At 72.3% G+C, this 19,765-nt stretch carries 20 protein-coding genes; 9 read left to right on the forward strand and 11 right to left on the reverse strand.

Going from position 1 to position 19,765, the window contains the following annotated elements; genetic code table 11:
- Positions 1 to 161: 161 nt before the first annotated feature.
- The 6 genes from scpB to pyrG all read right to left on the reverse strand — a co-directional run bounded on the left by scpB (position 162) and on the right by pyrG (position 6,211).
- On the reverse strand, positions 162 to 722 hold the full coding sequence (scpB, locus tag ABD823_RS30680; RefSeq protein ID WP_344865709.1) for an SMC-Scp complex subunit ScpB: 561 nt from the start codon (positions 720 to 722) through the stop codon (positions 162 to 164).
- On the reverse strand, positions 715 to 1,542 hold the full coding sequence (locus ABD823_RS30685; RefSeq protein WP_344865711.1) for a segregation and condensation protein A: 828 nt from the start codon (positions 1,540 to 1,542) through the stop codon (positions 715 to 717). The genes scpB and ABD823_RS30685 overlap by 8 nt, the downstream gene beginning before the upstream one ends.
- 68 nt (positions 1,543 to 1,610) lie before the next feature.
- Positions 1,611 to 2,555 (reverse strand): ParA family protein, encoded by a 945-nt coding sequence (locus ABD823_RS30690; RefSeq protein ID WP_425566684.1) that lies wholly within the window; start codon positions 2,553 to 2,555, stop codon positions 1,611 to 1,613.
- A 423-nt stretch (positions 2,556 to 2,978) separates the two neighbouring features.
- Entirely contained in the window at positions 2,979 to 3,884 is a 906-nt protein-coding gene (locus tag ABD823_RS30695; RefSeq protein WP_344865713.1) for a tyrosine-type recombinase/integrase, read from the reverse strand.
- 30 nt (positions 3,885 to 3,914) lie between these two features.
- Positions 3,915 to 4,544: an NUDIX domain-containing protein gene (locus ABD823_RS30700; protein WP_344865715.1), complete on the reverse strand. Its 630-nt coding sequence runs from the start codon at positions 4,542 to 4,544 to the stop codon at positions 3,915 to 3,917.
- Positions 4,541 to 6,211 carry a CTP synthase gene (pyrG, locus tag ABD823_RS30705; RefSeq protein WP_344865717.1) on the reverse strand — a complete coding sequence of 557 codons (1,671 nt, stop codon included), beginning with the start codon at positions 6,209 to 6,211 and terminating at the stop codon, positions 4,541 to 4,543. The genes ABD823_RS30700 and pyrG overlap by 4 nt, the downstream gene beginning before the upstream one ends.
- Positions 6,212 to 6,367: 156 nt before the next feature.
- Between pyrG and ABD823_RS30710 the strand changes: the two genes are divergently transcribed.
- The 6 genes from ABD823_RS30710 to ABD823_RS30735 all read left to right on the forward strand — a co-directional run bounded on the left by ABD823_RS30710 (position 6,368) and on the right by ABD823_RS30735 (position 10,271).
- Positions 6,368 to 7,126: an acyltransferase gene (locus ABD823_RS30710; protein WP_344865719.1), complete on the forward strand. Its 759-nt coding sequence runs from the start codon at positions 6,368 to 6,370 to the stop codon at positions 7,124 to 7,126.
- Positions 7,127 to 7,166: 40 nt separating this feature from the next.
- The gene (locus ABD823_RS30715; RefSeq protein ID WP_344865721.1) at positions 7,167 to 8,309 is read left to right on the forward strand and encodes an NAD(P)H-dependent flavin oxidoreductase; all 1,143 of its coding nucleotides are present in this window, start codon (positions 7,167 to 7,169) and stop codon (positions 8,307 to 8,309) included.
- A gap of 50 nt (positions 8,310 to 8,359) precedes the next feature.
- Entirely contained in the window at positions 8,360 to 9,019 is a 660-nt protein-coding gene (locus tag ABD823_RS30720) for a DUF4126 domain-containing protein (RefSeq protein ID WP_344865723.1), read from the forward strand.
- The gene (locus ABD823_RS30725) at positions 9,003 to 9,623 is read left to right on the forward strand and encodes a hypothetical protein (protein ID WP_344865725.1); all 621 of its coding nucleotides are present in this window, start codon (positions 9,003 to 9,005) and stop codon (positions 9,621 to 9,623) included. The genes ABD823_RS30720 and ABD823_RS30725 overlap by 17 nt, the downstream gene beginning before the upstream one ends.
- A 221-nt stretch (positions 9,624 to 9,844) precedes the next feature.
- On the forward strand, positions 9,845 to 10,006 hold the full coding sequence (locus tag ABD823_RS30730) for a hypothetical protein (RefSeq protein ID WP_344865727.1): 162 nt from the start codon (positions 9,845 to 9,847) through the stop codon (positions 10,004 to 10,006).
- Positions 10,007 to 10,028: 22 nt separating this feature from the next.
- Positions 10,029 to 10,271, forward strand: coding sequence for a hypothetical protein (locus ABD823_RS30735; RefSeq protein ID WP_344865729.1), 243 nt, complete (start codon positions 10,029 to 10,031; stop codon positions 10,269 to 10,271).
- Here the strand turns inward: ABD823_RS30735 and ABD823_RS30740 are convergent.
- Positions 10,261 to 10,482 (reverse strand): hypothetical protein, encoded by a 222-nt coding sequence (locus ABD823_RS30740; protein ID WP_344865731.1) that lies wholly within the window; start codon positions 10,480 to 10,482, stop codon positions 10,261 to 10,263. The genes ABD823_RS30735 and ABD823_RS30740 overlap by 11 nt on opposite strands.
- Before the next feature lie 164 nt (positions 10,483 to 10,646).
- Positions 10,647 to 12,764 (reverse strand): excinuclease ABC subunit UvrB, encoded by a 2,118-nt coding sequence (uvrB, locus tag ABD823_RS30745; RefSeq protein WP_344865733.1) that lies wholly within the window; start codon positions 12,762 to 12,764, stop codon positions 10,647 to 10,649.
- 158 nt (positions 12,765 to 12,922) lie between these two features.
- Here uvrB and ABD823_RS30750 point away from each other — a divergent pair, with 158 nt between their 5' ends.
- The 3 genes from ABD823_RS30750 (at position 12,923) to ABD823_RS30760 (ending at position 16,655) form a co-directional block, all read left to right on the forward strand.
- Positions 12,923 to 14,536, forward strand: a complete 1,614-nt coding sequence (locus ABD823_RS30750) for an SPFH domain-containing protein (RefSeq protein ID WP_344865735.1) — start codon at positions 12,923 to 12,925, stop codon at positions 14,534 to 14,536.
- Between the two features lies 1 nt (position 14,537).
- Positions 14,538 to 15,818: an SPFH domain-containing protein gene (locus ABD823_RS30755; RefSeq protein ID WP_344865737.1), complete on the forward strand. Its 1,281-nt coding sequence runs from the start codon at positions 14,538 to 14,540 to the stop codon at positions 15,816 to 15,818.
- A 63-nt stretch (positions 15,819 to 15,881) separates the two neighbouring features.
- On the forward strand, positions 15,882 to 16,655 hold the full coding sequence (locus ABD823_RS30760; RefSeq protein WP_344865739.1) for a sporulation protein: 774 nt from the start codon (positions 15,882 to 15,884) through the stop codon (positions 16,653 to 16,655).
- Between the two features lie 106 nt (positions 16,656 to 16,761).
- Here the strand turns inward: ABD823_RS30760 and coaE are convergent, their stop codons facing one another.
- From coaE to rpsA, 3 genes are all read right to left on the reverse strand, one after another.
- On the reverse strand, positions 16,762 to 17,355 hold the full coding sequence (gene coaE, locus ABD823_RS30765) for a dephospho-CoA kinase (protein WP_344865741.1): 594 nt from the start codon (positions 17,353 to 17,355) through the stop codon (positions 16,762 to 16,764).
- 188 nt (positions 17,356 to 17,543) lie between these two features.
- Positions 17,544 to 17,999: a GNAT family N-acetyltransferase gene (locus tag ABD823_RS30770; RefSeq protein WP_344865743.1), complete on the reverse strand. Its 456-nt coding sequence runs from the start codon at positions 17,997 to 17,999 to the stop codon at positions 17,544 to 17,546.
- A gap of 237 nt (positions 18,000 to 18,236) precedes the next feature.
- Positions 18,237 to 19,709, reverse strand: coding sequence for a 30S ribosomal protein S1 (gene rpsA, locus ABD823_RS30775; RefSeq protein WP_344865745.1), 1,473 nt, complete (start codon positions 19,707 to 19,709; stop codon positions 18,237 to 18,239).
- Between the last annotated feature and the right edge of the window lie 56 nt (positions 19,710 to 19,765).

Below are 19,765 nucleotides of genomic sequence, written 5' to 3' on the forward strand. Positions count from 1 at the left end.
CTCCCGACGCGGGCCCTCGGAGCGGAAACCGCCCCGGTCCGCCCGGAACCCGCCGGCGGACGAGCCGCCCCGGGAGCCGCCCCCGCGGGGGTCACCGCCGCGCGGGGCGCCGCCACGGCCTCGACCGCGTCCATCACCGGACGGGGTACCACGCCTGTTGTTCACTGCTTCTGCTCCTCTAGGGTTTCCACGTCGTCGGGCAGGAAGGGCGCCAGTTCGGGAAGCTCGCTGAGATCCCGCAGGCCCATCCGCTCCAGGAAGTATGAAGTCGTCCGGTAGAGCACCGCCTGGCTCTCCGGGTCGGTGCCGGCCTCCTCGACCAGCCCCCTGGTCACCAGGGTGCGCATGACGCCGTCGCTGTTGACGCCCCGGATGGCCGCCACCCGGGCCCGGCTCACGGGCTGGCGGTAGGCGACCACGGCGAGGGTCTCCAGGGCGGCCTGGGTCAGCCGCGTCTGCTGGCCGTCGCGGACGAAGCGCTCCACCACGGGCGCGTACTCGGCCCGCGTGTAGAACCGCCAGCCGCCCGCGACCTCTCTCAGGTCGAAACCCCGTCCGGCCCCGGTGTATTCCGCCGCCAGCTCGCGGAGCGCGGCGGCGACCTCGGGCACGGGCCGTTCCAGCACCTGGGCGAGGGTCGTCTCGGCCACCGGCTCGTCGACCACCAGCAGGATCGCCTCCAGCCCTGCGCGCAGGTCGGATCCGGGCGGCGCGTCAGCCATCGGCGGGCTCTTTCCTCGTTCGGTCGTCGTAGTCGTCGGCCACGGCGACGTCTCCCTCGTCGCTGCCGGTCCAGGTCACGTGCAGTTCGCCGAGCGGCTCCACCTGCTCGAAGGAGACCGCCGCCTCCCGGTAGAGCTCCAGGACGGCCAGGAACCGCGCGACCACCTCGAAGGTGCCGGCGCAGTCGGAGGTGAGCGCCCGGAACGTCGCCCGGCGCAGCCGTCGCAACCGCCCGACAAGGATAGCCGCCTGTTCCCGGACGTTGGCGAGCGGTTGGTAGATGTGCGCGACCGAGACCGTCGGTGGGGCCTTCGGCGCGAAGGCGCGCCGGGCGATCTCGGCGAGGCGGTCGGGGCCGATGCCGAGGACCAGTTCGGGCAGGAGGCCGGCGAAGCGGGCCTCCATCGGCACGGTCCTCGGGAAGCGCAGCGCCTCGTCCGCCATGCGCGCGGCGAGGACCTTCGCGACCTCCTTGTAGGCCCGGTACTGCAGCAGGCGGGCGAAGAGCAGGTCGCGGGCCTCCAGCAGGGCCAGGTCCTCCTCGTCGTCCACCTCGCCGGACGGGAGCAGCCGGGCGGCCTTGAGGTCGAGCAGGGTGGCGGCGACGAGCAGGAAGTGGCTCGTCTGGTCGAGGTCCCACTCCGGTCCCCTGGCCCGGATGTAGGCGATGAACTCGTCGGTGACCTTGCTGAGCGAGACCTCGGTGATGTCGAGCTTGTGCTTGGCGATCAGGCCGAGCAACAGGTCGAAGGGGCCCTCGAAGACCTCCAGGTGCACCCTGAAGGCGTCGTCGCCCGCCGTCTGCGGCTCCTCGGTCATCCGGCCATTGTCCCGCACCCGCGGCGGTCCCGGGCCGGTGCCCGCGACCCGTACGGGCCCGGACGGGGTCAGCCCTCCGCGTCCCAGCGGGAGAGGATCTCCCTGGCCAGCTCGCGGTAGGCGCTCGCGCCGAGGGAGGAGGAGTCGAAGGTGGTGATGGGCTCGCCGGCCACGGTCGCGTCGGGGAAGCGGACCGTCCGGTTGATCACCGTGTGGTAGACCTTGTCGCCGAACGCCTCGACCACCCGGGCCAGCACCTCGCGGCCGTGCAGGGTGCGCGCGTCGTACATCGTGGCGAGCAGGCCCTCGATGACCAGCTGGTCGTTGATGCGCTCCTGGACCTTGGCGATGGTGTCCATCAGCAGGGCGACGCCGCGCAGCGCGAAGAACTCGCACTCCAGCGGGATCATCACGCCGTGCGCGCAGGCCAGCGCGTTGATCGTGAGCAGGCCCAGGGAGGGCTGGCAGTCGATCAGGCAGACGTCGTAGTCGGGCAGGAGGGGCTTGATCACCCGGCCGAGCACCTGCTCGCGGGCGACCTCCGTGACGAGCTGGACCTCGGCCGCGGACAGGTCGATGTTGCTGGGCAGCAGGTGCATGTTCTCGACGCCGGTGTCCAGCAGCACCTCCTCGGCGGTGACCTGGCGGTCCATGAGGAGGTTGTAGACCGTCAGGTCGAGCTGGAGCGGGTTGATGCCGAGGCCCACGGAGAGCGCGCCCTGCGGGTCGAAGTCGACCAGCAGCACCCGCAGCCCGGCCTCGGCCAGGGCCGCGCCGAGGTTGATGGTCGTGGTCGTCTTGCCGACGCCGCCCTTCTGGTTGACCATGGCGACGACGCGGGCCGGCCCGTGGACCGTCCGGGGGCGCGGCTCGGGGAAGACCGGCCGGGGGCGCCCCGTCGGGCCGAGCGCTCCCCCCACGACGGGAGTGCCGGTGGCCTTGGTGTCGCCCCAAGGGTTCTCGGGGGTGCCGGGCGCCGCCGCCCGGACGGAACCGTCGGTGGTCGCAGTCACCAGTCGAACCTCCCTGACGGCCTCGGACCGGACCGTCCGGACGGAAACTATGGCACGAACCCCCCGGACTGGAAAGTCGGGGCCTTCTCCCGTGTCCGCCTCGACAGGTCACGGCGCGGACCTTGCTGTCCTGCCCCCGATCGGGACGGGGGCGCCGGTTCCCGCTGAGCGTGCCGCCACGGCGGTGACCGGGGCGACACTCGTGACAGTATCTCAGGAGGCGCGTCCCGTCGCACTACTCCGCGTCCCGCCACCCGACTTCCGTCCCGCTGCATCCCCTTTCATCCTTTTCGTCCCACCCTTCCGGCACCCGTACGGCGGGCGGACGTCCGTACGGCGGGCGGGTCCCGCCGGGGGCGGGCACGCCGTACGGAAGCGAAGGAACCGGGGCCGGATCGAGGACCGGCGCGGGGACGGGCGCGCTCAGCGCCGTGCGCGCGGGTGCGCGGCGGCGTAGGCCTCCCGGACCCCGGCTCCGGCCGGGCCGCGGCCCCGGGCGGCGCCCGCCGGGGCGTGGCCGAGCAGCTCCTGCACCAGCCGGGCGTCCGCGCCTCCCTCCAGCAGGTGGACGGCGCACGAGTGCCGCAGCACGTGCGGCGAGACCCCGTCCAGTCCGGCCCGCTCGGCCGCGGCCTGCAGGACCTCCCAGGCGCCCTGCCGGGTGAGCCTGCCGCCGCGGGCGTTGAGGAACAGGCCGCGGGTGCCCCGGCCGAAGGCGGCGATGCCCGGCCGGGCCCCGGCGAGGTAGGCCTCCAGCGCGTCCCTGGCGGGGTCGCCGAGCGGCACCACGCGGACCCGCCCGCCGTTGCCGGAGAGTCTCACCTGCGGGGCCCCGGGGGTCAGGTCGACGTCGTCCACGCCGAGGCCGACCGCCTCGGAGATGCGCGCGCCGGTGCCGTACAGCAGCTCCAGCAGCGCGCGGTTGCGCAGGGTGAGCAGCGCGCTCTCGGGGCCGGAGGCGGCGATCAGCCGCTCCACCTCGCCGACGGCCATCGCCCTGGGCCGGAGCCGGAGCCGGCGCGGCGGCCGGACCCGGTCGGCGGGGTCGTGCCCGGCGACGCCCTCGCGCAGCGCGAAGCGGTGCAGGCCGCGCACCGCGGAGACGGCCCTCGCCGCCGAGCCGGCGGCGAGGGCGGCGTGCTCGGCGTCGCCCTCGCTCAGCGCCGTCAGGAAGGCCGCGACGTCGGCCTCGGCGACCTCGCCGAAGGTGACGCGCCCCCGGCTCCTCAGGTGGCCCACATAGCGCGTCAGGTCACGGCGGTAGGAGGCCAGGGTGTTGGCCGCCAGCCCCCGCTCCACCGCCAGGTGGGCGAGGTACCGGCCGAGCACGGCCTCCGTCTCGCTCAGGGCGTCCTCCCGTCATGCCTCCGGCGCGTCGGCGGGCCGCAGTGAGGCGAAACCGTCCGCCGAGGCGGCGTACGCGGCGAGGATACCGGTCACGGCCTGGGAATTGTGGATCATTCCCGCCAGGGCGCGCCGGACGGCGTCGGCCAGGGGGATCCAGACCACCGGCATGTCGGCCTCCTCGTGCCGGCGCACGAAGTCCAGTTCCCCGGCGGGGATCGGGCTGACGTCCCTGGCCAGGAAGATCCGCGTCCGCTCGTCGCTCATCCCCGGCGAGATGAAGGCGTCGACGAGGGTGTGCCAGGTCCCGGCCCGGTAGCCCGCCTCCTCGGCCAGCTCGCGGGCGGCCCCCACGTGCAGCGGCTCGCCCTCGACGTCCCGCAGGCCCGCGGGCAGCTCCCACAGCAGGCGCCGGGCGGGGTGGCGGTACTGCCGCAGCAGCAGCACCCGCTCTCGGTCGTCCAGTGCCACCACGGCCACCGACCCCGGGTGGAGGACGTAGTCGCGGTCGACGACCTCGCCGTCCGGCATGGTGACGGCGTCGGTGACGGCGGTGATGACCCTGGCCTGGAAGCGGCGGCTGCTGGAGACGACCTTCCACTCCTCGGGGACGTCCTCGACGTCCCCGAACCCGGGCGCGCTCACTTGCCCCGTCCCGCCCTGGCGACGGTGCCGCGGCCGTCGGCGTAGACCAGGGCGGCGTTGATCAGCCCCTTGAACAGCGGGTGCGAGCGGGTCGGCCGGGAGCGGAACTCCGGGTGCGCCTGGGTGCCGATGAAGAACGGGTGCACGTCGGTGGGGAGCTCGGCGTACTCCACCAGGCGCCCGTCGGGCGACAGGCCCGAGAAGACCAGGCCGGCCTTCTCCAGCTGCTCGCGGTAGGAGTTGTTGACCTCGTACCGGTGCCGGTGGCGCTCGTCCGCCTTGGCCTTGCCGTACAGCTGGCGGGCGAGCGAGCCCTCGGCGAGCTTGGCGGGGTACAGGCCCAGCCGCATGGTGCCGCCCATGTCGCGCTCGCCGGAGACCACGTCCTCCTGGTCGGCCATGGTGGAGATGACCGGGTGCGGGGTCTCGGGGTCGAACTCCGTGCTGCCGGCGCCCTCGACCCCGGCGAGGTTGCGGGCCGCCTCGATGACCATGCACTGCAGGCCCAGGCAGATGCCGAGCAGCGGGACGCGGTTCTCCCGGGCGTGCCGGATCGCGCCGACCTTGCCCTCGATGCCGCGCACGCCGAAGCCGCCGGGGATGAGCACGCCGTCGACGCCGTCCAGCTCCCGGGCGGCGCCCTCGGCGGTCTCGCAGTCGTCGCTCTTGACCCAGCGGATGTTGACGCGGGCGTCGCAGGCGAAACCGCCGGCGCGCAGCGCCTCGGTCACCGACAGGTAGGCGTCGGGCAGGTCGATGTACTTGCCGACGAGCGCGATGGTGACCTCCTTGGCCGGGTGGTGCACCCGGCGCAGGAGCTGCTCCCACTCCTTCCAGACCACGTCGCGGAAGGGCAGGCCGAGGCGGCGCACCACGTAGGCGTCCAGGCCCTCGGAGTGCAGCACCTTGGGGATGTCGTAGATGCTCGCCGCGTCGACGGCGGAGACCACGGCGTCCTCGTCGACGTCGCACATGAGGCTGATCTTGCGCTTGATCGAGGCGCTGACCGGCCGGTCGGAGCGGAGCACGATCGCGTCGGGCTGGATGCCGATGCTGCGCAGCGCGGCCACCGAGTGCTGCGTCGGCTTGGTCTTCAGCTCCCCGCTCGGCCCGATGTACGGCAGGAGCGAGACGTGCAGGAAGAAGACGTTGTCCCGGCCGACCTCGTGGCGGACCTGGCGGACGGCCTCCAGGAAGGGCAGCGACTCGATGTCGCCGACCGTGCCGCCGACCTCGGTGATGACCACGTCGACGTCGGGACCGGCCATGGACCGGATGCGGTCCTTGATCTCGTTGGTGATGTGCGGGATGACCTGGACGGTGTCGCCGAGGTACTCGCCGCGGCGCTCCTTGGCGATGACGTTGGAGTAGACCTGGCCGGTGGTGACGTTCGCCGAGCCGTGCAGCTCGGTGTCCAGGAACCGCTCGTAGTGGCCGACGTCGAGGTCGGTCTCGGCCCCGTCGTCGGTGACGAAGACCTCACCGTGCTGGAACGGGTTCATCGTCCCGGGGTCGACGTTGAGGTAGGGGTCGAGTTTCTGCATGGTGACCCGGAGGCCGCGCAGCTTGAGGAGGCGTCCCAGGCTCGACGCCGTCAGCCCCTTCCCCAGGCTGGAGGCGACGCCGCCGGTGACGAACAGATGCTTGGTTTGTGCGGCGCTGCGCAAGGAGTCTCCCGTGGTCGTGACAGATCGGCCAGCTCGCCCTGGCGGGCGGCCCCAAAGGTCCACGGGCTCTCAGAATATCAAAGCCCGCCGACCGCACCTCGGACGGCCCCTCCCCGCGTTCCGCCCGCACCTGACCAAGCGGTAACTTTGGCTCCCATGTCGCTTCGTGGCGTGGTACGGCGTGCCGCCGGCACCCTCATTCACCGTGGCTGGAACGCGATCCGCGCGGCCGGCACGGTCAGCCCGGCCAACCCGGCCGGCTACCGCTTCCGCCGCCTCGGCGAGGGCGTCTGCATCGCGTTCCCGGTCGGGGCGATCTTCGGCGAGGCCTGGATCGAGATCGGCGACCACACCCTGGTCGGCGAGCGCGTGTCCATCTCCGCGGGCATGGGCCCGGGGGTGGACCTGGGCCCCGACTCCATCGTGCGGATCGGCGGGAGCTGCTCGATCGGCCGGGGCAGCCACATCGTCGGCCACCAGTCGATCGACATCGGCGACCACGTCTTCACCGGCCCGTACGTCTACATCACCGACCAGAACCACGTCTACGACGACCCGGAGACGCCGATCGGCCGCCAGTGGCCGCGCAACAACCCCGTCTCGATCGGCGCGGGCTCCTGGCTGGGCACCGGCGCGATCATCCTGCCGGGGACGAGGATCGGCAGGCAGAGCGTGGTCGCGGGCGGCGCCGTGGTGCGCGGCGAGTTCCCCGACCACAGCGTCATCGCGGGCGTGCCCGCCAAGGTCGTCCGCCGGTACGACCCGGACGAGGGCTGGCGGCCGCCGCAGCTCGCCGGTGCGGCACACCCGGCGGCCCCCGGCCCTCTCGCGGGGCCCGGCGGGGAGCCTGTCGGCGCCCCTCTCGCCGAGGCGCTCGGCGAGATCGCCCACCCTAAGCAGAACGGGATTCGGTAGCCTCTGGACCGAGCGTCATTCGGAGAACTAGGGTCGCGGCATGCGGACCGCGATCTGTGACAGATTCGGCATCGACCTGCCCCTGTTCGCCTTCAGCCACTGCCGCGACGTGGTCGCCGCGGTCACCAACGCGGGCGGATTCGGCGTGCTCGGCGCCGTCGCCTACTCCCCCGAGCAGCTCGACGCCGAGCTGACCTGGATCGACGGGCAGGTCGGCGGCAGGCCGTACGGCGTGGACGTGCTCGTGCCCGGGAGGACCGACGCCTCGGCCGCGGACCGGGGCGTCCGCCTGCTCGACGCCGTCCCCGAGCGGCACCGCGACTTCGTGGCGCACCTGTTCGCCAAGTACGGCGTGGGCGGCGGGGAGGCCGTGTCCGCCTTCGCCGAGGGGGTGGGGCGGCGGGTGACGCCCGAGGGCGCGGCCGGGCTCGTCGACGTGGCGCTGGAGCACCCGATCGGCCTGATCGCCAGCGCGCTCGGCCCGCCGCCGCCCGAGATGGTGAGCAGGGCCAGGCAGGCCGGGGTGCCGGTCGCCGCGCTGGTCGGGACCGTCGAGCACGCCCGGCGGCAGGTGGCCGCAGGGGCCGACCTGATCGTGGCCCAGGGCTCGGAGGCCGGCGGGCACACCGGCGAGATCTCCACGATGGTCCTGGTGCCCCAGGTGGTGGACGCCGTGGACGTCCCGGTGCTGGCGGCGGGCGGCATCGCCGACGGGCGCCAGGCGGCGGCGGCGCTGGCGCTGGGCGCCGAGGGCGTGTGGTGCGGCTCGGTCTGGCTGACCACGCAGGAGGCCGAGACCCCGCCCGTCGTGAAGGAGAAGCTGCTGGCCGCCGGCTCCGCCGACACCGTGCGCTCCCGGTCGCGGACCGGCAAGCCCGCCCGGCAGCTGCGGTCCGCCTGGACCGAGGAGTGGGACAACGCCCCGGAGAGCCCCGGGCCGCTCCCGATGCCGCTGCAGATGCCGCTGTCCGAGGGGGCGCTGGCCCGCATCGGCCGGGCGGCCGAGCGCGGAGACCCGGGGGCGCGGGAGCTCGCCACGTACTTCGTGGGTCAGGTCGTCGGCCAACTGGACCAGGTCAAGCCCGCCCGGCAGGTCGTCTACGACATGGCCGGGCAGCTCGCCGCCGCCGTCGAACGGCTCCAGGCCGTCACCTCGGGCGCCTCGGGCGGGCCGCACGGCTGAGGAGAACGCGCCGGCCGGGATCCATTTCCGGTCCCCGGCCGTTGGAGGGCGTGGAGACCGGTGACGGAGGTGCGATGCTCGCGGCGCTGACCGGCCTGGGCCTGTCCACGGCGGCCGGGCTGAACGCCTATATCCCCCTGCTCGTCGTCGGCCTGCTGGCGAACCTCACCGACCACGTACGGCTGCCGCAGGAGTTCGCCTGGCTCGCCGACGGGTGGGTGCTGGCGGTCATCGGGGTGCTGTTCCTGGCGGAGGTCGTGCTCGACAAGATCCCGGTGGTGGACAGCGTCAACGACATGGTGCAGACGGCGGTCCGGCCCGCCGCCGGCGGCGTGGTCTTCAGCGCCACCGAGGCCGCGGCCCGGCTCGACGGCTCCGACTGGATGGCCCGCCACCCCTGGGCGGGCTGGGTGCTGGGCATCGGGATCGCGCTGGCCGTGCACGTGATGAAGGCGGCCGCCCGGCCCGCGGTCAACGCCTCGACCGCCGGGGTGGGCGCGCCGGTGGTGAGCACGCTGGAGGACGCCGGGTCCCTCGGCATGAGCCTGGCCGCGGTCTTCCTGCCGGTCCTGGCCGCCGCCGCGGCGGCCGTCCTGGCGCTGCTCTCCTGGCGGGTGGTGCGCCGCCTGCGCCGCCGCCGTCCACCCGGGCGTCCGGGATATGCTCGAAGAATCCGAACATCCCCGCAGGGAGGTGGCTCCGATCGGTGAGTTTCTCGCCATCGTCATGGTGATCCTGCTGTTCCTCCTCCTGCTGGGGGCGGCCGGGGTCTACCTGCTGGTCAAGGCCGGCAAGAAGGCCACGAAGAAGGCCCGCAAGGTGACCAAGCGGGTCGTCTCCCACGTGGCCGCGATGGACCCCGGCGAGGCGGGCGAGGCCGAGCGCCTGCGCCTGGACCTGCGCCGTGAGGTCTCCATCACCCGCCAGGCCGTGGACGCGGCACTGCGGGACGGCTGGGGCCTGGGCGAGCTGCCCCAGCTGGTGGCCGAGATCGCCGCGCACGCCGAGCAGCTCGACGCCCAGCTCGGCATGTACGCCCAGCAGACCCGCGTGTCCGCCTACGTCGACCACGCCTCGCTGGCCCGGCTGCGCGAGCACCAGGCCAAGCTGACCACGGCCTGCGCGCGCATCCGCGCCGACCTGCTCAACGACCAGATGGCGCACTCGGCGACCGGCATCGAGGAGATCCAGGGCCGCACCGACCTGGAGATCGAGGCCCGCCGCCAGGCGCCCGTCCTCGATCCGCTGGACCAGATCGACGAGCTCTACCGGCGCACGATGATCGACCGGGCCCGCCCCGAGGAGCCCCGCTGACCCTCCCACCCTCTGTGAGATCATGAACACGTCGCGTTGATCCGCGTTCGCGTCACCGAGGAGGCCCCGGGGATGACCACGGCGCTTCCCGAGTGGTTCCACCCGGGCCCGCCCGGCGGGTGGACGGCCGACATGCTCGACCATCTCCCCGCCGACGCGCCCCGGCACGTCGAGTTGATCGACGGAGCACTCGTCATGGTGTCGCCCGGACGGTGTTCCACATGCTGGTCATCAGCCTGCTGATCGGCGAGGAGCACGGGATCAGACCTCCCTCGGACCTCATGGTCGCGCGGGAGGTGACGGTGACTCCCGGGATGCGGCAGCGTCCCGGACCTGACATCGTGATCGTCAAGAAGGCCGCCCTGACGAGCCTTCAGACCTGAGGACGTACACCTCGTCGTCGAAGTGGTCTCCCCCGAATCCGTCGACAGGGACCGGACCACCAAACCGAGCAAGTACTCCGACGCGGGAATCAAGTACCTCTGGCGGATCGAGCAGGAGGACGAGCGGCCCGTCGTCTACGCCTTCGAGCTCGAACCGTGGGTGAAGGCGTACGTCCCCACCGGGATCCACCGGGAGCGGCTGCGCACGCACGTCGGCTTCGACGTGGACGTCGGCCTCGGCCTGAGCTCGTTCATCAGCGGCTGAGCCTCCCGTACTCCCCGGCCAGCTCCTCGTAGGTCGCGCCGGCGTTGATCCGGGCACGCATGGCCTGGGCCTCGGCCGTGCTCGGCAGGAAGCCCGCCAGGAGGGCCGGCAGTCCCAGCCGCCAGCCCAGCAGCGCGCGGGGCGAGTGCCGGTGCGGGGCGCGCAGCACCGCGACGCCGACCCTGACCGCGTGCTCGTTGCCGGGCGGCACCCCTGGCCGGTCGGTCTCGGTCGCCGAGTGGCGGAAGCCGTCGGCCAGGTCGCACGCGGCAGCGGGCGCACTCCGGCGCCCCTCCGTACTCCCAGCACCCGCACGCGGGACACCTGCGCGTCCGGTCTTCCTCCTCCTGCGGACCGCACCGCTCGCCGGCCGGGTCAGGAGACGCCGGCCTCGCGCATGTCGCGGACCTCGCGCTTGAGCTCCTTGATCTCGTCGCGGAGCCGGGCCGCGACCTCGAACTGCAGGTCGGCGGCGGCCTGGTGCATCTGCTCGGTGAGCGAGGCGACCAGCTCCTCCAACTGGGCGCGGGGCAGCTCCCCCGCGATCGCCTTGGCGTGCTGGCCCGGGCCGGAGGCGCGGCTGCCGAAGCCGGGGACGGGCGCCTTGCCCCGGGACTGCTGGCGGCCGCCCCCACCGAGCAGCTGGGCCGTGTCGGCGTCCTCCCTGCTGAGCGAGTCGAGGATGTCGGCGATCTTCTTGCGGAGCGGCTGCGGGTCGATGCCGTGGGCCTCGTTGTAGGCGATCTGCTTGGCCCGGCGCCGGTTGGTCTCCTCGATCGCCCGCTCCATCGAGGGGGTGATCCTGTCGGCGTACATGTGGACCTGGCCGGAGACGTTGCGGGCGGCGCGGCCGATGGTCTGGATCAGCGAGGTCTCCGAGCGCAGGAAGCCCTCCTTGTCGGCGTCGAGGATGGCCACCAGCGACACCTCGGGCAGGTCGAGCCCCTCCCGCAGGAGGTTGATGCCGACCAGCACGTCGAACTCGCCCATCCGCAGCTCCCGCAGCAGCTCGATGCGGCGCAGGGTGTCGACCTCGCTGTGCAGGTAGCGGACCCGGATGCCGAGCTCCAGGAGGTAGTCGGTGAGGTCCTCGGCCATCTTCTTGGTCAGCGTGGTGACCAGGACCCGCTCGTCCCGCTCGGCGCGGACGCGGATCTCGTGGACCAGGTCGTCGATCTGCGACGCCGTCGGCTTGACGACGACCTCGGGGTCGACCAGGCCGGTCGGGCGGATGACCTGCTCGACGACCTCGCCCTTGACCCGGCCCAGCTCGTACGGGCCGGGGGTGGCGGACAGGTAGACGGTCTGGCCGATCCGCTCCAGGAACTCCTCCCACTTCAGCGGGCGGTTGTCCAGCGCCGAGGGCAGGCGGAAGCCGTGGTCGACGAGGGTGCGCTTGCGCGAGGCGTCGCCCTCGTACATCGCGCCGATCTGCGGGACGGTCTGGTGCGACTCGTCCAGGACCAGCAGGAAGTCCTCGGGGAAGTAGTCGAGCAGCGTGTGGGGCGGGCTGCCGGCGGCCCGGCCGTCCATGTGCCGGGAGTAGTTCTCGACGCCGGAGCAGGTGCCGACCTGCTGCAGCATCTCCAGGTCGTAGGTGGTGCGCATGCGCAGCCGCTGGGCCTCCAGGAGCCTGCCCTGCCGCTCCAGCTCCTCCAGCCGCTCGGCGAGCTCGGCCTCGATGCCCTTGACCGCGGCGGCCATGCGCTCGGGACCGGCGACGTAGTGGGAGGCCGGGAAGATGAAGACCTCCTCGTCCTCTCCGAGCACCTCGCCGGTCAGCGGGTGCATGGTGGACAGGCGCTCGATCTCGTCGCCGAACATCTCGATCCGGACGGCGAGCTCCTCGTACTTCGGAATGATCTCGATGGTGTCGCCGCGCACCCGGAACGTGCCGCGGGTGAAGGCCAGGTCGTTGCGGGTGTACTGCATGTCGACCAGGCGGCGCAGCAACCGGTCGCGCTCGATCTCCTCGCCCACCTTCAGGCGGGTCATCCGGTCGACGTACTCCTGCGGGGTGCCCAGGCCGTAGATGCAGGAGACGGAGGCGACGACGATCACGTCGCGCCGGGTGAGCAGCGAGTTGGTCGCCGAGTGGCGCAGCCGCTCGACCTCGTCGTTGATCGAGGAGTCCTTCTCGATGTAGGTGTCGCTCTGCGGGACGTACGCCTCGGGCTGGTAGTAGTCGTAGTACGAGACGAAGTACTCGACCGCGTTGTTCGGCATCATCTCGCGCAGCTCGTTGGCGAACTGCGCGGCGAGCGTCTTGTTGGGCTGCATGACCAGGGTGGGCCGCTGCAGCCTCTCGATCAGCCAGGCGACCGTGGCGGTCTTGCCCGTGCCCGTGGCGCCCAGCAGGACGCTGTCCTTCTCCCCCGCCCTGATCCGCCGTTCCAGCTCGGCGATCGCGGTCGGCTGGTCGCCCGACGGGGTCATGTCCGTGATGACCTTGAAGGGGGCCACCTTGCGCTGCAAATCTGTTACCGGCCTCACCTGTCCCACTGTAGGCGGAGTCACCGACAATCCTTGTTCAACCGTCCGGCAAGCGGGCCGCAAGGGGAAGCGCGTTGACTGGCCCGTGCGCCCGCCCCCGCAGGGCATGATGTGGATGTATGTCCGATTTTTCCTAATCGACTCCCCTCGGAGGTGTGATGTCCCGGCCACGAGAGGCCGTCAGGCAGGCAGCCGTGACGGCCGCTCAGACGATCAGGCAGGGAGGCGACCTGCGCCAGGCCGCCGGGCAGGCCGTGGGCCAGTTCGCCGGCCAGGCGGCCGGGCAGGGCCCCGGGGAGCAGGGTTTCGCGCTCGACCCCGCCGACTTCGCGGCCGCCCGTGAGCAGGGCATGTCCGTCGGCACGATCATCGAGGCCCGCAGCTCGTCGCTGAACGAGGCCGGCGAGGTCGTCAACCGCAGCTTCGGCGAGCGCGGCCCGAACGGCGAGGCCGTCCACGTCATCTCCCCCGTCGTGATCCCCAAGGGGACCACGGCCCGCATCGTCCTCCCGCTGGTCCTGCTGGCCGGGCTCGGCCTGGTCGGCCTGGTCGCCACCGGGCTGCCGGAGGGCGCGCGGGTGCTGTTCGGCGTGCACTACTGGGTCGTGCTGGCCCTGGCCGCGGCGTTCCTGTGGTGGCGGCGGAGCGTGGTCATGGTGCCCGAGGGCTGCAAGGCCCTGATCACGAAGTTCGGCAAGCTCGTGCAGATCGCCGACCCCGGCCGGGTGACGCTGTTCAACCCGTGGAAGCGGGTCAGCTACATCGTCAACACCACCCGCGAGTACCCGTTCAACGCGCCCATCCGCGAGGCCCCGACCCAGCAGGGCGTCAAGGCCAGCGTGGACCTGTTCCTGCAGTTCCGGATCGAGGACCCGGCCGAGTTCATCTTCGTGCTCGGCTCGGTCGGCGGCTTCCAGGCCAAGCTGCAGAACGCCATCAGCGAGGTCACCCGCTCCCTCATCTACGCCCAGCGCGCCGAGGACATCTACGACCTGGTGGGCGAGAGCACGCTCGGCATGCTGGAGAGTCTCAACCAGCAGTTCCTGCCCGCCGTGCGGCTGACCGACGTGAACATCACCCACGCCGAGCCGTCCAGCCAGGAGTACCGGATGGACCTGGCCGCCCCGGAGATGATCCGGGTGGCCAAGGAGGCCTACACCTACGAGTACGAGCTCCAGCTCCGCAAGGAGCAGAACGAGGGCGACCTGGTCCGGGAGCTCGCCGGCCTGCAGGAGCAGCTCTCGGCCATCCAGGCGGAGATCGCCGGCTACCAGGCCCAGATGGACACCGCGCTGGAGCGCGCCAGCCACCAGGCCAAGGCGCAGGCGGGCCAGCGGCTGGTCGAGGCGGAGTCCACCGCCAAGGCCAACGCCGCGCTGCTGGAGGCGCAGGCCCTGGACATCCGGGCGCTGAGCGCCGCCGAGGCCCCGGAGATCCTCGACTACCGCTTCCAGCAGGACCTGCTCGACAAGCTGGAGGCCGTCGCCGCCCACCTGCCCCGCGTGGTGCAGGTCGGCGAGCAGGTCGACATCGACCTGCTCGCCCTGGCCCAGCAGCTCGTCGGCGGGCGCGAGAGCGCGCTGTTCTCCCCCGAGGACATGGCCGCGATCCGCTCCCGGATCACCGAGATCAGCCGGCGGATCGGCGAGCGCGAGGCGGAGATCTCCGCCCTGCTCAACCCCGCCCCGCAGGGAGCCGCCCCGCAGGCCGCGCCGCCCGCCGCAGCGCAGACCGCGCCGCCCGCCGTACCGCACGTCCAGGAAGAGGTCTGAGATGAGCCGTGAGTTCTCCAAGATCAAGGAGTCGCTGGCGGCCTGGTCGGAGATCCGCCAGCTGCTGCGCGGCGGCGAGTCCGGGCAGCTCGTGCCGGTGGTCATCCCCAAGGACCGGCGGGGCTTCGCCTGGGTGACGCTGCTGTTCGTCGCGCTCTACCTGGCCGGCACCGCGGTGTTCGCCGGCGGGGCCTTCCGCCTGCTGGCCGCGCTCGGCGCCGTGTTCTTCCTGCTCCTGGCCGCGGTCTGGCTCTGGCGCCGGGCGATCATCGAGATCGAGGAGGGCACCACCGGCGTGCGCAGCCGCTGGGGCGCGATCACCGGCACCCTGCCCCCGGGCCGCCACTACCTGTGGCTGCCGTGGGACCGGGTCGACGCGGTCGTGGACACCTCCACCGAGATCCCCTACTCCGCGCCGATCGCGGCCTGTCCGACGGCCGAGAACGTGCCGCTGAAGTCCATCGAGTTCTTCCTGAAGTTCCGCATCGTCGACCCGGTGGCCTTCGTCCGGACGATCGGGGCGGGCAACTTCGACCTCGTGCTGAGCAGCGCCGTGCAGGACGCCATCCGCCAGCGCAGCCGCAGGGTGCACACCGAGCGCGCCTACGACCTGCGCGGCTCCGACGTGGGCGACATGCAGGAGGCCCTCAACCGCCAGCTCGGCCGGTACGGCGTGCGCATCACCGGCGCCAACATCCCCGACGTGCAGCTGCCCGACGCCTACCAGCAGCACCTGGCCACCCGGGAGAAGGTCGCCAAGGAGATGTCGGCCTTCGAGCGGGAGTGGGAGCTGACCCGCAAGCGGCGGATCGACACGCTCCTCATGGAGATCGAGCGGGCGAAGAAGACCCGCGACGCGCGCATCGTCGAGGTGCGGGCGGCCGCCAACACCGCGCGCAAGGACGTGGCCCGCATGCTGGAGGAGCACGAGACCGAGGCCCAGCGGGTGCGCTGGGAGATCGAGGCCCGGGGCCGGGCCGAGCTCACCTCGGCGGAGAACGAGGCGAAGGCGCTGCGCCGCCTCGCGGAGTCCTACCGCGACAACCGGGCCGTGCTCCGCTACGAGCTGGCCCGCCGCCGCCTGGACGTCGGGGCCAGGCTCGCCGAGAGCGCCCCGCGCCCCGTCGTGGTCCGCACCGCGGGCGGGTCCGGCGACCCCTCCGCGCTGTCCACCCTGCTCATGGCGCAGCTCCTGCCGCAGCTCGGCGGGAACGGCCAGGTCAGGCCGTCCGTTGTCCTCAATGGCGGCACCGGTGACCCTGCCGGCTCCGCCGACCGATAACCCGCCGACGATCCCCCAAGACCGCTGATAAACCCTTAAACCACCGACCCCGGGAGTCTCCCTATGGTGTTCCGCAAGCTGAAGGCCGCGTTCGGTGCAGGTGTCGAGGTCGACACGATCCTGCAGAACTCCAACGTCCGCCCCGGCGAGATCCTGCGCGGGCAGGTCACCTTCCGCAGCAGCAGCAACGAGTACCGGGTCGAGGGCATCTCCATCGACTTCACCGCGGTGGTGGAGGTGGAGAGCGGCGACAACGAGTACAAGACGACCTACAGCTTCCTGCGCCACCAGGTCTCCGGGCCGTTCCACCTCGCCGCGGGCGCCGCGCACATGGTCCCCTTCGAGATCCAGGTCCCGTGGGAGACCCCGATCAGCGCCATCGGCGGCCGCCCGCTCCACGGCATGAAGCTGGGCGTCGCCACCGAGCTGGCCCTGGCCGGCGCGCTCGACAAGGGCGACCTCGACCCGCTGTTCGTCAACCCGCTGCCCGCCCAGGAGCACGTCCTGGCCGCCCTCGACCGCATGGGGTTCCGCTTCAAGGGCGCCGACCTGGAGCGCGGCACCCTGCACGGCTCCGCCATGCCGTTCTTCCAGGAGATCGAGTACTACGCGGGCCCCGAGTACGGCCGCCACTTCAACGAGCTGGAGCTGACCTTCATCGCCAGGCCGCACGCGATGGACGTCATCCTGGAGGCCGACACCCGGGGCGGCTTCCTGACCTCCAGCCACGACACCTACAACCGCTTCACCGTCCACTACACCGACCACCCCGGCCAGGTCGAGCAGTCGCTGCGCGCGGGCCTGCACGCCATGGCCCAGAAGCGCGGCTGGTTCTGAAAGGCGCTTCCGGTGCGGCCGTCACCCTCGCCGGTGCGGCCGTCCCGCCCTCCACGGGTGCGGCCCGCGGCGTGCGCCGCGGGCCGCACCCGTGCCGCGGAGCGGCTCATCTCCGGGCGGACAGCTCCGTCCAGAGCTCGTCCACGCGCGCGTCGAGGTCCTCCAGCGTCCCCTCGTTGCGGATCACGACGTCCGCCGCCGCCAGCCGCTCCTCCCTGCCGGCCTGGGCGGCGATCCGGGCGCGGGCGTCCTGCTCCGGCATGCCCCGCGCGCCGGTCAGCCGGGCCAGCCGCACCTCGTCGGCCGCGTCCACGACGACCACCACGTCGTACATCGGGGCGAGCTTGTTCTCCACCAGCAGCGGCACGTCGTAGACGACGATCGCGTCCTCGTCCGCCCGCTCCTGCAGCTCGGCGACCCGGGCGCCGACCAGCGGGTGGACGATGGCGTTGAGCGCGGCGAGCCTCTCGGAGTCGGAGAAGACGATCGAGCCGAGCCTCTCCCGGTCCAGCGTCCCGTCCGCGCGGAGCACCTCGTCCCCGAAGACCTGGACGACCCGCGCCAGCCCCTCCGTCCCCGGCTCGACCACCTCACGAGCGATCTTGTCGGCGTCGATGACCACGGCCCCCCGGTCCGACAGCCGCCGCGACACCTCGCTCTTGCCCGACCCGATCCCGCCGGTAAGCCCTACTTTCAGCACGGTCCGCAGCATACGGGTACGGCCCGCCCGCGGGCTCCCCGCCCCGCCCGGACATCTCCGCGGGCGTCCCGTCCGGCTCGCCCCCGGGGTGCTCCGGTCCCGTCTCCCCGTGGAAGCGGTCCGCGGACGCCCCAGGCCCGGCCTGCGGCCGTCCGCGGGGACGTGGCGGAGCGGCGGCAGCGGGCCCGTCAGGCCTGCCGGCGCATGTGCACGAAGATGAGGTGGTCGTCCATGCGCTCCCGCCGGGTCTCCCGGTAGCCGTGCCGGTGGTAGAGCCGCAGGTTGCCCTCCGACAGGTGCCCGGTGAACAGGTCGAACGCCAGGGCCTCGGCGGCCTCCTCGTGCAGGGCCCCCAGCAGTGCGCTCCCGATCCCGCGGCCCTGCCGGTCGGGGGCGACCACCAGCCGCCCGACCAGGCACGTCGTCCGCGCCATCCGGCCGCGGACCGCGCCGACGAGGCGCCCGCCCTCCCGGGCGACGAGCACGGTGCCGGTCTCGACCGCCCGGCGGACCTGCTCGGCCGACTCGACCAGCGGCGGGATGAACGGATCGCCGTAGAGCTGGGCCTCGCCGACGTACGCCGCGCGCTGCACGGTGAGGATCTCCCCCGCGTCCCCGGGATCCGCCCTTCCGATCACCAGCATGGCGCCACCCTAGCGGCCGCCCGCGTCCCGGGGCACCCCGGTGCGGCCAGGGCCGGGAGCCGGAGCGGGCGGAGGGGGATGCGGGCCGGGTCACGGAGCCGGGAGGACCGGGGTACGAGCCGAGGTGTGCGGCTGGTGTTGCGCGGCCGGCAGGGGAGACGGCCGCGAACGCGGAAGGGCCCCGCCGGAGCGGGGCCCTTCGTTGCCGGTCCTACGGGAACCGTGGTGCCTGCGGCGTCAGCTCTGGCCGCCCGCGAGCTTCTCGCGCAGCGCGGCCAGCGCCTCGTCGGAGGCGAGGGCGCCACCGGCCGGAGCGGAGGAGCCGCTCGAGGGCGGGGTCTCGCCGGAGTAGGACGTCGGCGCGGCCTCGCCCGCCTCGGCCTCGGCCCGGCGGGCCTCCTCGATCTGCCGCTTGTGGGCCTCGAAGCGGGTCTGGGCCTCGGCGTACTGCCGCTCCCACTCCTCGCGCTGCTTCTCGAAGCCCTCGAGCCACTCGCCGGTCTCCGGGTCGAAGCCCTCGGGGTAGACGTAGTTGCCCTGCTCGTCGTAGGTCGCCGCCATGCCGTACAGCGTGGGGTCGAACTCGACCTCGGCGCCGACGCCCTCGTTGGCCTGCTTGAGCGACAGGGAGATCCGGCGACGGTCGAGGTCGATGTCGATGATCTTCACGAAGATCTCGTCGCCGACCTGGACGACCTGCTCGGGGATCTCGACGTGGCGCTCGGCCAGCTCGGAGATGTGGACCAGGCCCTCGATGCCCTCCTCGACCCGGACGAACGCGCCGAACGGCACCAGCTTGGTGACGCGGCCCGGCACGACCTGGCCGATCTGGTGGGTGCGGGCGAACTGCTGCCACGGGTCTTCCTGCGTCGCCTTGAGCGACAGGGAGACGCGCTCGCGCTCCATGTCGACGTCGAGGACCTCGACGGTGACCTCCTGGCCGACCTCGACGACCTCGGAGGGGTGGTCGATGTGCTTCCAGGAGAGCTCGGAGACGTGGACCAGGCCGTCGACGCCGCCGAGGTCCACGAACGCACCGAAGTTGACGATCGAGGAGACGACGCCCTTGCGGACCTGACCCTTCTGCAGGGTGTTGAGGAACGTCTGGCGGACCTCGGACTGGGTCTGCTCCAGCCAGGCGCGGCGGGAGAGGACCACGTTGTTGCGGTTCTTGTCGAGCTCGATGATCTTCGCCTCGAGCTCGCGGCCGACGTACGGCTGCAGGTCGCGGACGCGGCGCATCTCGACCAGGGAGGCCGGCAGGAAGCCGCGGAGGCCGATGTCGAGGATGAGACCGCCCTTGACGACCTCGATGACCGTACCGGTGACGATGCCGTCCTCGTCCTTGATCTTCTCGATCGTGCCCCAGGCGCGCTCGTACTGGGCGCGCTTCTTGGACAGGATCAGACGGCCTTCCTTGTCCTCCTTCTGGAGGACCAGGGCCTCGACGTGCTCACCGACCTCGACGACGTCCGCCGGGTCGACATCGTGCTTGATCGAGAGCTCGCGCGAGGGGATGACGCCCTCGGTCTTGTAGCCGATGTCGAGCAAGACCTCGTCTCGATCGACCTTGACGACGGTGCCCTCGACGATGTCGCCGTCGTTGAAGTACTTGATGGTCTCGTCGATCGCGGCGAGGAAGGCCTCCTCGGAACCGATGTCGTTGACCGCTACCTGCGGGGTGGAGGTGGCCTCAGTGCTGCTCGTCATGTGTGGAATTGCTCCGAACGCGGACAGATGTCGATGTGGCGGACGCGCAGCAGGCC

Origin of the sequence: Planomonospora alba (assembly GCF_039534085.1) — a bacterium.
GTDB classification, from domain to species: Bacteria; Actinomycetota; Actinomycetes; order Streptosporangiales; family Streptosporangiaceae; genus Planomonospora_B; species Planomonospora_B alba.

Bases quoted from the DNA above. Each gene is read 5' to 3' on its own strand.
- scpB (WP_344865709.1), bottom strand. From the start codon at position 722: ATGGCTGACGCGCCGCCCGGATCCGACCTGCGCGCAGGGCTGGAGGCG.
- ABD823_RS30685 (WP_344865711.1), bottom strand. From the start codon at position 1,542: ATGACCGAGGAGCCGCAGACGGCGGGCGACGACGCCTTCAGGGTGCAC.
- ABD823_RS30710 (WP_344865719.1), top strand. From the start codon at position 6,368: ATGTCGCTTCGTGGCGTGGTACGGCGTGCCGCCGGCACCCTCATTCAC.
- ABD823_RS30715 (WP_344865721.1), top strand. From the start codon at position 7,167: ATGCGGACCGCGATCTGTGACAGATTCGGCATCGACCTGCCCCTGTTC.
- ABD823_RS30730 (WP_344865727.1), top strand. From the start codon at position 9,845: ATGCTGGTCATCAGCCTGCTGATCGGCGAGGAGCACGGGATCAGACCT.
- ABD823_RS30750 (WP_344865735.1), top strand. From the start codon at position 12,923: ATGTCCCGGCCACGAGAGGCCGTCAGGCAGGCAGCCGTGACGGCCGCT.
- ABD823_RS30755 (WP_344865737.1), top strand. From the start codon at position 14,538: ATGAGCCGTGAGTTCTCCAAGATCAAGGAGTCGCTGGCGGCCTGGTCG.
- ABD823_RS30760 (WP_344865739.1), top strand. From the start codon at position 15,882: ATGGTGTTCCGCAAGCTGAAGGCCGCGTTCGGTGCAGGTGTCGAGGTC.
- ABD823_RS30770 (WP_344865743.1), bottom strand. From the start codon at position 17,999: ATGCTGGTGATCGGAAGGGCGGATCCCGGGGACGCGGGGGAGATCCTC.
- rpsA (WP_344865745.1), bottom strand. From the start codon at position 19,709: ATGACGAGCAGCACTGAGGCCACCTCCACCCCGCAGGTAGCGGTCAAC.